At 57.0% G+C, this 14592-nt stretch carries 7 protein-coding genes and 2 pseudogenes; 4 read left to right on the plus strand and 5 right to left on the minus strand.

Features of this window, described 5'->3' with window-relative positions:
• Positions 1 to 27 precede the first annotated feature (27 nt).
• Positions 28 to 569: pseudogene (locus tag X744_RS1000000176320) on the minus strand (transposase).
• Positions 570 to 603: 34 nt separating this feature from the next.
• Between X744_RS1000000176320 and X744_RS0138285 the strand changes: the two are divergent.
• Both X744_RS0138285 and X744_RS143430 read left to right on the plus strand, forming a co-directional pair.
• A complete protein-coding gene (locus X744_RS0138285) occupies positions 604 to 1596 on the plus strand; it encodes a hypothetical protein (RefSeq protein ID WP_023762259.1) in 993 nt (330 codons plus the stop codon).
• A 920-nt stretch (positions 1597 to 2516) separates the two neighbouring features.
• Positions 2517 to 3794 (plus strand): DNA methyltransferase, encoded by a 1278-nt coding sequence (locus tag X744_RS143430; RefSeq protein ID WP_023762260.1) that lies wholly within the window; start codon positions 2517 to 2519, stop codon positions 3792 to 3794.
• Here the strand turns inward: X744_RS143430 and X744_RS143425 are convergent.
• The 3 genes from X744_RS143425 to X744_RS143405 form a co-directional block, all read right to left on the minus strand.
• The gene (locus X744_RS143425; RefSeq protein WP_031261107.1) at positions 3742 to 6021 is read right to left on the minus strand and encodes a hypothetical protein; all 2280 of its coding nucleotides are present in this window, start codon (positions 6019 to 6021) and stop codon (positions 3742 to 3744) included. The genes X744_RS143430 and X744_RS143425 overlap by 53 nt on opposite strands.
• 37 nt (positions 6022 to 6058) lie before the next feature.
• Positions 6059 to 6328, minus strand: a complete 270-nt coding sequence (locus X744_RS143420) for a hypothetical protein (RefSeq protein WP_023762262.1) — start codon at positions 6326 to 6328, stop codon at positions 6059 to 6061.
• Between the two features lie 1059 nt (positions 6329 to 7387).
• Positions 7388 to 8389, minus strand: a complete 1002-nt coding sequence (locus X744_RS143405) for a hypothetical protein (protein WP_156938623.1) — start codon at positions 8387 to 8389, stop codon at positions 7388 to 7390.
• 351 nt (positions 8390 to 8740) lie between these two features.
• On the opposite strand from X744_RS143405, the gene X744_RS143400 reads away from it, so the two are divergent.
• Positions 8741 to 9379: a recombinase family protein gene (locus X744_RS143400; protein WP_032908055.1), complete on the plus strand. Its 639-nt coding sequence runs from the start codon at positions 8741 to 8743 to the stop codon at positions 9377 to 9379.
• A gap of 1680 nt (positions 9380 to 11059) precedes the next feature.
• Positions 11060 to 11275 (plus strand): hypothetical protein, encoded by a 216-nt coding sequence (locus X744_RS143385; protein ID WP_023762269.1) that lies wholly within the window; start codon positions 11060 to 11062, stop codon positions 11273 to 11275.
• A gap of 1771 nt (positions 11276 to 13046) precedes the next feature.
• On the opposite strand, the pseudogene X744_RS01000000170270 reads toward X744_RS143385, so the two are convergent.
• Positions 13047 to 14568: pseudogene (locus X744_RS01000000170270) on the minus strand (chaperonin GroEL).
• Positions 14569 to 14592 lie beyond the last annotated feature (24 nt).

The following is a 14592-nucleotide window of genomic DNA, read 5'->3' on the forward strand; positions in this document are numbered from 1 at the left end:
GGCTCGCGGTGCAGGTAGACTTTCAGGTCAGCGCCCAGTCTGAACATGACCCAGTGCTCCGATGGTCGCCGTCAACGCATCCACATCACCGCATTCCAGCGTCAACGTCACGCCGTTCGGCAGCGACGCGCTCACCTTGGCTGGAGAGGAAAAAGGCGCTGTGCTTTTCGATGCCGACCTACGCACCCCATCGCAAGTCCCCGGCAAATCCACCGCAGCCATGCTGCTCTGTCGCAGCAAGGCCCGATCGGANTACGCACCCCATCGCAAGTCCCCGGCAAATCCACCGCAGCCATGCTGCTCTGTCGCAGCAAGGCCCGATCGGAAGTGCTTTCAATCTGAACCGGGATGAACGCCGATGGTGAGGGCGGCGGGAGGGTCTCCGCGCGCCTCTTTATCCACTTCCGAAGAAGGTTCGCATTGACCCCATGTTCGAGCGCGAGCCTCGATACCGACACGCCAGGCTCAAGGCAGGCCAAGATAAGACGGTCCTTCGATGCGGGGTCGTATCGGCGTCGCCCGTCCCGACCGACAAGCCTCACCCGCAGTTTCTGCTCATCTTCTTCCATCACTTGGTGTCCACCTATTTCGGTGGACACCTGCATGCATCAGAGCACTCAACAGCAAAAGGTGCTGGGAAATTCGCGCTTACCGCTATTCTCCAACACATTTGCGCACAATCCCCCACCGAAATTGTCCCTGCCATCCGGGCTGTCACTCGGCCAAGTCATCACCCGATTTGAGAAGGACCCGACGCGAGGTCACCTTACCGAAAGCGCGGGCAAGAAATACATTCTGCCGTTTGCTGTCCTTCGTGAGGTCGTTGGCGAAGACAAGCCGATTGGCGAGATTGCCCGCGCGGATTGTGCAGCCTGCCATGAACTCTTAGCCTCGCTGCCCCGGAACTATAACAAGTTGACTGAATTTCGGGGGAAGGGGCTTAGAGAACTGGCCGAACTGGCGAAATCGAGTGGTGCCACGCTCCTCTCGCAAGGTACGGTGCAGGTCTACGCTCATCATCCGTCGGCGTTTTTCAACTACGCCGTTCAGAAAGGCATCATCGAACATAATCCGGCCTCCCGGTTGATGTCCGGACAGCCGAAAGAGGGATCGTCCCGGCTGACCTTCAACAACAATGAACTGAAAGGCTTACTGGCGGAGTTGCCCGGCTGGGCCGGCAATCGACGTGGTGGGAGGTTCTGGGCACCGCTGGTCGGACTGTTTTCTGGAATGCGGCTTGGCGAAGTCTTGTGGCTTCACACTGACGACTTCCAAACGGTTGATGGCATTGAAGCTATCGTCCTGCGCCGGACGGATGACCGAAGCCTGAAAACCCGTGGTGCGGCTCGTGTCGTTCCTATTCATGCTGAGCTAAAGCGGCTCGGGTTCATGAAGTTCTTTGAAGATCGAAAGCGTACTGGCGGAAGGCTGTTCATCGATCTGCCGGGAGACGATCAACAGCATTGCGTCGATATGTTTCAGAAGCGGTTCAGCTATATGCTGAAACAGAAGGTAGGGGTGCGGGCGGGCGTTTCCTTTCACTCCCTCCGGCACAATTTCCGCGACGGACTACGCAACGCGGGTAGCCCCAGTTGACGTAACGCGCGCACTCGGTGGCTGGGCACGAAGCGGCGGCATCGAAGAGCGCTACGGGCAGGGCGCGCGGCCTGCGGTTCTCAGCCAATGGATGGACAAGGTGACGTATCCCGACCTTGATCTCGGCCACCTACACATAGCGAAGGCGGATCAGCCAGAAGTAGCTTGAAATTTTGCAACTGGGTGCAAACTCTGTGAGCCTCATTGAACCAACCGACCTACCGGATTGGAAGTGGGCCCGCATGCCTGTCTACAACGGCTGCACTCATGACGAGCGAGTTCGCGGCTGGCAACTCATACACCGCTTCATCAAGGATGGCTGGTTACCAAACCCCGAGCGATGTTCGATCTTGGGCTCTACGAAGCCCTCCAGATGCACTGCGAGGACTATTACGCCCCATGGTCGCCATATCCGATCAGCCGGTCAATTCACATGGCCTTGCATCGCCGGTTCCGGCACCCCCTTGGAACCGGATCGTAGAAAGGTACGCTGTGACCGGCGAGGAGTGGTTTTGCACCCTCGCCATGCAGCCAATTCATTTGGCCGCCACGCTACGCGCCAAACATGGCGCCTCAATTTCAGACGTATTCCGCAGATCGCGCGCTAGCCGGTGCAAATCGCTCTCACCCAAGAGCGGGTCAACGGTTGACAGAGGCTCCATCCAAGCTAAGTGTGCGAAGGCAAGCATTTATTCCTAGCAATTCCTCAACAATCGGTGGAAACCGGCGTTTTGCGATCCGCGCGTTCCACGAAGGCAGTACGATTGCATCTGAGTCTCGAAGGGGGTGCACCCTACAAGCGCATGAGACAGGCAGCGTCTGAAATCCATCATCCGTTAACCATATCGCTTTACGCTTATCGGCAATTGCAGAGCACTTCGTGCCAGTCGCGCTCGCTCCTCGTGTCAGATGGTTGATCCGTGACCAAGTTCCTCCAGATACCAACAGACGATGAGGACCGGTTGATTGCGGGAGCTCGGGATATCGAGCCAGTTCGCGGGTTGACTCATACTTTCTATCGCTATCCCGCGAGGTTCTCACAATCCTTTGCCAGAGCGGCTATCGAAGTTTTTTCCGAGCCTGGCGATCTCATCATGGATCCGCATGTCGGCGGCGGGACCAGTCTGGTCGAAGCTCTAGCTTTGGGCCGGGATGCGGTGGGCGTCGACATAAGTTCGTTGGCTGAATTTGTCGCCACAGTGAAGACAACGGTCTTTTCCGACGAGGATATTCTGCTGCTAGATCGTTGGGCAAAAGCATTGCCTGACGCTATAGACATCCGCCGTCCCTCAATCCACTTTGCCGACTATTTTGAGAGAGGCTATTACAAGCACCTTGACCACCCGCAGCGTTGGCGAGCGAGGAAAGCCGTAGAGCAGGCGCTAGCTAGCGCCATGCGCCTTCCACCGCACCTAGAAGGCTTTGGTCGCTGCGTCGTGCTTCGCACAGCGCAGATGGCCTTGGACGGGCGCAGGACCGTGATTTCAGTTCCCGCCATGCGAGAGATGTTCGGTAAGAACGCGCGTGAGATGGTGATTGGAGCTCGGCGCTTCCGTGAAGCCGTCACCAGGCACGAGTACAGGCCGAAAGTACAGGTCTTGTTTCGAAGCGCGGCCGGTATCGAAGATGACGCGCGGCTCGCATCGGTTCGCGCGCCGCGTGTGGTTGTTACGTCACCGCCGTACCCCGGCGTCCATGTTCTCTACCATCGATGGCAGGTCGGCGGCGGCCGCGAAACGGCAGCGCCCTTCTGGATCGCCAATAAACTCGATGGCGCAGGCGCAAGTTACTATACGATGGGCGATCGGGCGAAGCCTGAGAAGTCTGGCTATTTCGCGAAAGTTCAGGCCACGATGTCGTCTGTAGCAGCGCTGTGCGACGGTGATACGGTATTCGTGCAGATGTTAGCATTCCATGAGCCAGAATGGCAGTTGCAGCGCTATCTGCAAGCGATGGAGGCCGCAGGTCTTTCCGAGGTCTTCCTGCCGTCACTGGCGAAAGAGTTCGATGGGCGTCTCTGGCGGAACGTCCCCAATAGAAAATGGTACTCCGACCAACAAGGCGACACGCCTGCCAGCAAAGAAGTCGTCCTTCTGCACCGTTTGAGCGATGCTGGGTTGGTTGCATCCCGGGCTTGGCGGTCGCTTATGCAACCTTCGGCAGTTTCTTTGGCAGCGTCAGGCACAATGGCACGATAACGCGACCAGCTGCCGATGCGGACTTGTCGATCGCAGACCGACAGCTAACTTCTTCTGTCGCCCACTCAGGCGTCTTTTTGGCTGCTTCGATCATGCCCATTGCGACGAGGGCCAGGCCGAATTTGAAGACAAATCTGACAGCGGGCTCCTCTTCTGGCGGCCGGAGCAGTTTCGCTTCGGCCAGCACGCGCGAACCAGTGTTAATTGTGATCGTCAAACGCGTCGTCTTCGGATGTCTCTCGACACGAATGGGCAGATCATCGGGGGCGCCCTCCACCTCGATTATGTCGGGCCGGCTCGGGGCCATGTCGACCTTTTGGTCCTTAGGCGGCTGCTTCTCGGTCTTCTCCCTTGAAGCCACGACCGTTGCCTCGATCGTCAACTTGAATGGTCCGTGACCTGCGGGGTCGGCGATTGTCGCCGTGGTAGTGAAGGTCGTCCCTTCCGCAATCGATTTGTCAGGCCTGAAAGTCAGCGTCAGTTTGCCGTTGAACAGATGGAATGAAGGCTGCACGAGCCCGGCGAATACGCATTCACCAGCATCGTTCGGCCGTGAAAAGTAGTTGTTCTTCACATCGGTATGAAAGGCAACGCGGGTAGCGTCCGTGCGAGGCAGATCCACCTTGACGGTCATTGTGCCATCAGCGCGCTTAAAATAGCTCGGAAACTCGGTCCCCACAAACGGGAGTGGTTTCTCCTTCACCGTTGAGCCAGGCGGGCCGTTTGCTGCCTTGGCCGCGATCTTGCCCGGATGAGCGCTGCCGAACAAACTGGCTAGCTCCGGATCCTCTGCCAGAAGGTCTTCGAGGGCGCTGATGCCAACTTCATCGGTAACTGCGTTGGCAATTTTCTCCTCGTAGCGCTTGTTGTTCAGATCGATGAGCCCTTCGTGGTTTCTCAATTCGCTTTGAAGCGCTTTGAAAAGGTCATTCAAGAGCAGGTCTTCTCGAAATGACTCCCGGTTGCTCATGAATAGATTGTTGCGTGAGCTTTGTGAGAGGTTCGTGCAGTCCAAGGTCACAAGCATGCTGCCCGCGATGTGCTCTTTGGAAACTTTGTTTGACCGAAAGAACTGTGTATCTCGCTTCGCGTGCGTCTGGCCATTAATGAGCGCGCGAAGGCCGGTCTGCGGATGGTCGTCGTTGTCGGCAGGCGTTGGCTTGAAGACCCGGACCTCAGCGGGGATTACCTCGCCCGTCGATAGCTTGATCTGTATGCTGGCACCGTCTTCGAAGCCTGGCTCAAGTTTCGAGACCCACTGCCCGAAGCGGTTCCACATCGTAACCGCCATCACGTTCGCTTTGTAATCCTTTCGGCATTCGATGAGCCGGAGAGGGAGCATCGGGCGTAGCAAATACTCGTCGAGCTTCTTGTAGAGCTCGCCGCAGATGTTGGAGCGGGGGGCCTTATAATCGAACATTTTGATAAGGGTCCCGCTAGAGACCATGCGCTCCCTGGGCGCGCAGATTTCACCGGCCTTTGCGCCTTTTTTCGGCACCAAACCCAAATCCGCGACTCCTGCGGTCATCACGTTCCCATCAGGGCCGACAAGATAACGCCACTCAGGGCTTGATTTCGATGGGAAGAAACAAAAGACCGTGAATGCCCACTCCGCGTCAGGCCCGGCAATTTCCGGCGGTGGACGAGAAACGATCAGTTGCATCTTTCGGCCGTCGCCGCAGAAGGGCAGCACCCCGGTGCCGCCCATGTTGAACCGGCCCTGTACGAAGGGAACCGCGCCCTTGTAAGAGCCCTCCTGATTGCTAAAGATTAATGAACAAAAAGTCTCGGGAAAGTCCTTCGCGAGTTGACCTTCGCCGGCATCGTAGATTGAGAGACTGGGCCGCGATTTCCCGCCCGTCGCATAGAGAACTAGGTTGTCTTCGGCGATTGATCGGATCTCTTCCCGGCTCTTTTGAGATAGATCCCCGAAGTAGTCGGCGACAGCTATTTTCATGGACTGAGGCGCCACGGCGGAGCGGGGATCGATCTTTTTTGCCTTACAATATTTGAGCAAAATAGCGTCCAAGCTGTTTGTAAATTTCTCGACCAATGCGGCAGCCGGACTACTCTGTTGGGCGTGCACTATCGACTGATTATTTGGAAAAGCTCCGAGCGGTTTCCAGCGATTGCCGTCGTCTAGCACCCCGCCTATCGAAAGGACCTTGATTACGTCAGCCTCGCTCTCGGCGGCGAGGATATCCAGTAGCAAATTTCTATTCTGCACGTTCAATTCTCCGTCGCCGACTCGTTAGCTGGATTGCTTAAAGCTCGAAATCTACAACCTCCTTGCCTCCAGATGCCGTCATCCGGGCGCGAAGCGCATCAACCTCCTTATTCAGTGCGTTTGCGATCTTCTTCACGTCCGTTTCGCTGTAGTCATAGGCGTTCTTGTTTCCCAATTTAGCGATCGTGCGAATTGCCTTGATCGCATTGCGGGTGCGATTTTCTGCAAGCTCGACGAATTTCTCGCGTTTTGATGAACCGGAGGCTTCATCAGGGTCATGGCTGGATCGCTCGTTTTTCTTTAGCATTGTGGTCTCCTATCAGATAAATTGCAGCATAATTTATTCTCTAATTTAGCGCGAAAATGGAGTCAACAAGTTCGCGCTAAAATGCAGGATCCAGCGGTGGAAAGTTATTGGCCTTTTTGGGCGGCTAGTCGGCGTCACCGATTGGCCCCTCATTCCGGTGCAAGTACTATGTCTGCCGGGCGAGGCTGACGTGCGGGCTCTCGGTGGTGGACGACTTGGAACACCGAAGGCGACTATGGCGAGGGTCTGCATCCAAGCAACTTAGCAGACCGCCACTCTAATGGGTTCGACCGAACGTGGTATCAAAGGCGACTAAGGGCCTTTCTCGCCACAAATAGGAACGTAAACGCCGCCAGTGCCAAGCAAGCCACTCCGACGCTACTAGTCTCTACTGTGGCACCGAAAATGCTGATCTTTGAGGGTGCGTCGTCTCCATGTAAAGTAACCAGATACAAGCCGGCTACAGCGAGCACGATTGTAGCTATCAGCGCCATCGCGGTCACATACGAGATATGGGTATGCCGGCTCACGGAAGTCATCCTTTGGTTGTCTGAACTCTGTATCAGAAGTGCTACCGAAACAAAGTGAGCTACCATCTCGCGTGAGCCTTCGGGCAGTGTCAACAACTTCTCTTGCAAATACGCAAGTCGTTCGTCCTGCGAGACGCTCACGATTTCTTTCAATATGACGTCACTAAGAGCGCGCCAGCTAGGTTCTGCTTTAGCTGATTTCATTGAGGGGAGCGATAAATGAGTTCTACGTCGCGAGAGAGAACGACATTCTGCATCGTATCCGCAGTGTCATCGAAAACCCTCGCCGGTACGTCCGTGATACGTCGATACTCAGCTATCCCGGCGCCAGTTTCGCTTGACCGTATCCGATAAAATACGTCGATTTCTCCCCGTCCCACAAGTCTGGTCAGCTCTTCATTCAACGCCGACGTCGTTGGGGCGTCGACAAGCTCTTGCAATCTCTTGAATGGATACTCAACGGGGCGCGGCTGCCGGCGCATCTCCGCGACCAGCCTCTTTAAATTTTTCTGCCATCCCGCTGCGGGCATCACTTATTGTACTCTAAAACCTGCGAAACAATGTAGTTGTACTCATCGCGAGAAACCTTGCTAGCTATGGCAAGCTCGTTGGCTTCTCCGCTCACTATCAAGCCAATACTCCGCCTCAAAGAGTCGCTCTTGCGTATTGTCACAGTAGCTCGCTCACAATGAGCATGGTCTTGCTTCTTTAGGAAACGATCAACGCTAGCCACGACTTCATCGTCATCGTACATACTGGCCCCCGGCATGCCAGCGGCGGCGGTCAGCCTGTTGCCCTCCAAGTTGGAATGCTGCGATTGGCGAAGTCCGAATATACTCATCAACTTCGATCGCATGGAAGAATCAAAAAGATTGCTCTTGAATTTGTCGAGCTTGTGATCTCTCCAATCGAGGCGGTCGACGACGGGTCGTAACAGCGTAAACACAGCTTCACATAGGCCGGCATAGCTAATAGGATCAGTGTGTGATTGCACCCTGATTTCAGCGGTTCCCTTGTCAGAAATGCGCATCACGTTCACTGCGCGATAGGGGATTTCGTCATAGGTTACGATGACCCGCCCGTTTTGAGCGCTATCCGATATCTTCTCTAGATGTGCTCGCTTCTCCACGATCTTGAAGATCAATGCGTTGTCACCGCGCGGGTCGTGCCGCACCTCTACCACGGTGGGGGTATTTGGCATATCTACAATCGACGTTGTGCCAAGGGCCGGCAGTCCCGCAGCTTTCAGCAGGCCCGGTAACCGGGCGTCGAACAGCCTCGAAATGTCTCTTCCCTTGACCAAATCGAAAAAAAAGATGTGCTGGCTGCCGTGCTCCTCCGTCTGACGAAGTAAACTGATAACGTCGTCCTCACTCAGCGAGCCGTCGGAGAGGGAGGGGCGCAGCCGGAGGCCGATCATGTCTGCCCAGCTACCAGCAGACGAGGGCAATTTCTTGCTCCTCAAGAACGTTCCCACCTGCTCCAACGTTCCCTGACGCTGGATGAGTTTGAAGACGATTTCCATATTCACCTATGCTTCCCCTTCATGTAGCTCTTGTCGTGACTCGACATACTGGATGCGTACGATTTAGCCATATCCAGAGTAGAATGCTACGTGTACAGGCAGTGGGTGCCTTATATAGTTGTGGTAAATCGCGTGCTGGCGCTCTTCACGATGTGTCTGTTTGAAAAGAAGCCTTGCGCGGGAGCCGTCCTTTTGCGTCATCCTGTCTTCGCACCGGTGGCTGTCCAAGCAATATCCCGAAATCCATATGAGTATGCCTTTAGCGGACCGCTTTGTAGGCCGGTTCGATAATAACGTTTGACCACTCTAATCGTACCGGTCAATGTGAGACCAATCATATCGAACCGGGGTCGCATGATGTTCGTACGCGCCTATCTCCGAGCCTCAACCAAAGAGCAAGACGCAACCCGTGCCAAGGGCGATTTATTTGCGTTTGCGAAGGAGCGTGATCTACCCATCGCGGCTAGCTACATCGAGAACGAGAGCGGCGCGTCGCTGGCGCGTCCTGAGTTGTTTCGGTTACTGTCGGACTGTCAGCCGGGCGATATTCTTCTGATCGAACAAGTCGACCGCTTGAGCCGGCTGAATGCAGAGGATTGGGGCCGGCTCAAGCGTGAGATTTACGACCGCAAGGTTCGAGTTGTCGCCCTCGACTTGCCTACCTCACACATGATGATGGTCAAACATGCCGACGACTTCTCCGGAAGGATGTTCGAGGCCATCAACTCGATGCTCCTCGACATGCTGGCAGCCATTGCTCGCAAAGATTACGAGGACCGCCGGCGCAGGCAGGCGCAGGGTATCGACAAGGCCAAGAGCGAGGGCAAATACCGGGGTCGCCCCGAGGACGAGACACGCAACAAGGCGATCCAAAGTATGCTCACTGGCGGGCAAAGCTGGAGCACCATCATCTCCGCAACGGGATGTTCCCGGTCCACGCTGGCGAGGCTGGCAAAGCGAGTGGCGGGTGAGACTGGCCTCATGCCCCACGGTTAATTCCGGGTCGCAATTTTTTGCAACCGGTTGCAAGGTATCTCGGTCGCAAAGGTGTGCGTCAAATGGTGCGCGAAGCTCCCCACGCCGGTCCCGAAGGAGGGACGGAAAGTTAGGAGATACCCCCGGTACCGCTGGCGGTCGCATTCGGTGTCTGGTTAGATTGCCGCTCAATTGATCTTTTGGGGCAACAGCATGGAAGTTGCAGAGCGTGGTGATCGATATATCCAGAGGCAGACGATAACCGATGGGGACGGTAGAACGCACGAGTTCTACGACAACGGTACGGTTATCATCATGAAGGACGGAACCAAGCGCTATAAGCCATCGGCAGAAGCGGGTTTCGATACGCGTGACAAAGCTGTGGAATGGCTCAATGAGAAGCGACCTTAACATGCGTGAGTTGCATCGCGGGCGCACGTCTTCAGGTTCCGCGACACGCCGATCCGGCCGGGACGCGCCCGGACGGATTGGAGCCCGCATGATTTCTGGGGGAGGCAGCACTGACGATGGGAGAGGGACGCTGGCGCACCCTGATCTCGGAAAGGGGGGTGGCCGGAACCGGGGGGGTCTTTCTTTCGCCGGAGGCGTCTTTTTCCCCGGAAGCGCCCTTGGCGACTTGGAGAACACGTTGCCGGAGAGAAGTCGAAGGGGAGGCCGAGGCGTCGTTGCCGGCAGGCGACGACAAGCCTGCTTCCGGCTCTTTATCTTCCGGCTCTGAGCTTCCGTCTCTTATGGTGCTCATCCTTGAGCATGGGACGTGCTCTTCGGTGGGCAAGGGGGGATGCTCATCCGTGAGCAGGAGGGATGCTCTTCCAAGAGCAGGGGTGGTGTGGTTTTCCTCACCGGGGGTGAAGTCCACGACACCCCTTTGCTTCTTCGCGGCTGCTTCCTTTCGCTTCTCAGAGGCCAAGATCGCGCCGCTCGCCGGTCTCCAATTGAGGTTAGGCGTGATCTTGAGGCGATTGCCATCGGGGCCGTTGTCGACGCGTATGAGGTCCATCTTTTTAAGGCTGTCGAGGGAGCGCCTTAGGGTGGCCTTGCTAAAGCCTGTGCCGCCTGCCAGCCGGTCGCCGTGCTCAAGCGAGGTGTAGGAGAAGCCCCATTCCAGTCGGCCCGTGCCGTTGCCGTTCGTGCGGCCCGCGCCAGCGGTCTGGTCAATGATCTCGTCAATTACAATGTAATCGACGGGAGACAGATACTTCTTCCACCGCCTAACGCGGCGACTAATTAGGTTCTGAATTTTGTGGCTTGTGGGGTCGTTAAGCCATGGCCCTAACAAGTCGCTAGGTCGAACTCGGATTGTTTGGCTGCCGCGTGTCCGGCCATGGATTGCGGGCGATAAGGGACTACGGTCGACATTTGGTCTATTCCTTGATCTGAGAGGGGCGGCACCGCCATCCGATCAAGGCAAAATGTCGGCACCGCCCCTGTTAACAGCCCACGCTGCGCAGCGTGAACCACGCGCGCCCCTTCATAGCACGATCGGCGGACTTGCTCCAGTATTTTGAAAATGTATGAGGTGTTAATAGTTTGCAAGGGGGTGCAATCTCGACCGATCCCTGTTTACAAAGACTTTGTGTGTTGATGATAAACCTATTAGGCTAGTAACGACTTCAGATTGTCTTTCGGTAGAACTCCAATACACTCCGGCCATGATCAGAAAGCGAAGGGACTTTTCCGTTGGATTTGATTTTTCCGGTTGTGGTGCTCTGGTTGGTCGGGGGTGTTCTTTTCCTTCAGACCATCATTGCCAATGTTAACGCCAGCCGCGACGTGGCCGCCAACACCCGCGCTCTGGTCGATGATCTTATCCGGCTCCGACCGGCCGCATTGGTCGCGGCGGTGCTGTTCTTAGTGGTCTGGCCAGCCGTCTGGATTGCCGCGCACATCCGCTGAAGCCCGGCTGCGCGTGCGGGATTTTGCACCCCGTTTCAAAAAGCTGCCTATCCATGCTGCATTCTTCGACCATAGACTGATCAAGTCATAAGATAGCGCTGCGGGAGCCCGAGGAGGGGCGAAGTGTTCATTACTCTCTACGACGCGCCGGAGAAGCGCCGACGTTATGCCGATGGCGGGGTCGAGCACAAATTGAACCGAACCCGTCGAATTGGATGGACAGACCAGGATGGGGTATTGAACACCGGATCGCTAGAAGCTCTCAAGGGTACGGGTTTTTCTTTCTCGATAGAACCGGCTAAACCCGATGAGCAACAATAACTTCGGTGACGCCGGTTCGTAAAGCTTTGCGTCAGCCAATGTTCCCCGGCGGCTCGGTAAGTGGTGTGACAACGTTTTTAACCGTTTGGGCATGGAATTGCTTCCCTGTTGGCTCGTGACGCCGACTTCGTTCAGCCGACGAGCTATTTCTGAGTAAGACATTTGTCGGACCAATCCGCAGCCAAGATTCTTTCCATGGTGTTGGCATATGCAACGGCCCTTTGGCGGTTAACTTCAGCAAGAACCTTCCCAATGTGACCAAGGAGTGTCCCTTGCGTTGGAAGGCGCAACTCGATCTTGTGCGAGTTCGATGTCGACCGCCCATTGTCAGTTATGCGGGAGCATTGTTCTTGCTAAGACATACGGGCGAACAGCCCCCTGTGGCATTAACAGGTGGGACAAAAGCATCGAGAAACATTGGAAAAGATTTGGAAGTTCAATGGTCCCACTGCCATCTGTTGATTTCTATTTCTTTCCATGCATCCTCCAGGGCAATGGTCTGAGACCTGGGCTCAAGCCCTTGGGCGAGGAGGATGAGACACCGCTGGAGCTCAGGTGCAAGCGCTGCCACGCCCGCTCCGAGGCCCCACAAGGCCGAAGCGCAGTCGTCGGGGTCACGAGGCCCCTCGGCCACGACGACGAGACGCTGCTGGNGCCCTCCAGGGCAATGGTCTGAGACCTGGGCTCAAGCCCTTGGGCGAGGAGGATGAGACACCGCTGGAGCTCAGGTGCAAGCGCTGCCACGCCCGCTCCGAGGCCCCACAAGGCGAAGCGCAGTCGTCGGGGTCACGAGGCCCCTCGGCCACGACGACGAGACGCTGCTGGAGCCCGGTTGCAAGGGCTGCCACAGATGGCCTGAACCTGGATCCGCCTTTCTTGAGGCGTTGCGACTATCATGGCGGCGACACGCAGCTCTTGATTTGTGTGCGACATCCTCAGCAGATCCATCGGGCTGAGCCGCTCAGCAATATCAACGAGAATGTCCAGCGGCAGATCAAGGATACTCAGAGGAGGAAACGCTTGATCTTGAGGCTCAGAGCGCGTCTGCTCCACTATAGAACAGGATGATTCACCGGGTCCTTCAACGCCAGCCGCCGGTCCGATGAGAGAATTGTCCCTGATATCACGCTCGTGGGGTTAAATGCCGAGATGGGCGCCTTGCCACGCTCCTCAATGCCCCTCATGATTCACCGCCTATAGCTACCAACTGAATGAATCATCGTGATTGTCGCGCAGCGGAATCCTCAAGGATCGGGCAGTTCGTAGGGGGCGCCGGTTTGACCAGGTTGAGCCCGCGAATGGCTCGATCGGACAAGATCCTAATTCTCGACCATGCGGTGAGGCTCGAACGAGATCCTCGGGACGCACTCCAAGTTGTCGATCATGTTCGGCCACAAGGAAAGGGCGGCATTGCTGCCGCCCTTTCCGCTGTAGGTTGATAGGGGCTGGATTAGAAATCCATGCCGCCCATGCCGCCCATGCCGCCCATGCCGCCGCCGCCCATGCCGCCAGGCATGCCGCCGCCAGCCGACTCCTTCTTCGGAGCCTCCGCGATCATGGCTTCGGTGGTGACCAGCAGGCCGGCGACCGAGGCCGCGTCCTGGAGAGCGGTACGAACGACCTTGACCGGATCGACGATACCCATGGCGATCATGTCGCCATATTCGCCGGTCTGGGCGTTGTAGCCGAAGGTCAAGCCCTTGTTCTCAAGGATCTTGCCGGCNACGATCGATGCTTCCGCACCGGCGTTGGCCGCGATCTGGCGGGCCGGAGCCTGCAGCGCACGACGAACGATGTTGATGCCGGCGGCCTGGTCGGCATTGACGCCGGTGACCTTGATGTCGGCCGAAGCGCGCAGCAGGGCTACGCCACCACCAGCAACGATGCCTTCTTCCACGGCCGCGCGGGTCGCGTTGAGGGCGTCATCGACGCGGTCCTTCTTTTCCTTGACTTCGACTTCCGTCGCGCCGCCGACGCGGATCACCGCAACGCCGCCGGCGAGCTTGGCCAGACGTTCCTGCAGCTTCTCCTTGTCGTAGTCCGACGTGGTCTCTTCGATCTGCTGCTTGATCTGGGCNCTTGGAGATCGACACCTTCTTGGCGCGGCCGAGCATGTTGAGGCCGACGTTCTCGAGCTTGATGCCGAGGTCTTCCGAGATGACCTGACCACCGGTGAGGATGGCGATGTCTTCCAGCATGGCCTTGCGGCGATCACCGAAGCCCGGCGCCTTGACGGCGGCGATCTTCAGGCCGCCACGCAGCTTGTTGACGACCAGCGTGGCCAGAGCCTCGCCTTCGACGTCTTCCGAGATGATAAGAAGCGGCTTGGAGGTCTGCACGACGGCTTCGAGAACCGGCAGCATGGCCTGNGAGAGATAGCCGCGGTCGAACTGCATGCCTTCGACGACTTCGAGTTCGGTCTCGGCGGTCTTGGCTTCCTCAACCGTGATGACGCCTTCGTTGCCGACCTTCTGCATCGCTTCGGCGATCATCTTGCCGACCGACTCGTCGCCATTGCCGGCGATCGTGCCGACCTGGGCGACTTCCTCGGAGGTCTTGATCTTCTTGGCAGCCTTGCCGAGCGCCGCGACGACTTCGGTCACGGCCAGATCGATGCCGCGCTTCAGGTCCATCGGGTTCATGCCGGCGGCAACGGCCTTGTTGCCTTCCTGGACGATCGACTGCGCCAGAACGGTCGCCGTCGTGGTGCCGTCACCGGCGATGTCGTTGGTCTTCGAAGCAACTTCGCGGATCATCTGCGCGCCCATGTTTTCGAACTTGTCGGAAAGTTCGATTTCCTTGGCGACGGTGACCCCGTCCTTGGTGATGCGCGGTGCGCCGAACGACTTGTCGATGACGACGTTGCGGCCCTTGGGGCCGAGCGTGACCTTCACCGCGTCGGCGAGGATGTTGACGCCGCGAAGCATGCGCTCGCGGGCATCACGGGAAAATTTTACGTCTTTGGCAGCCATTTTTAGCTCCTGGCAGGGGCTTTA

Origin of the sequence: Mesorhizobium sp. LNHC252B00 (genome assembly GCF_000502955.1) — a bacterium.
GTDB lineage: Bacteria > Pseudomonadota > Alphaproteobacteria > Rhizobiales > Rhizobiaceae > Mesorhizobium.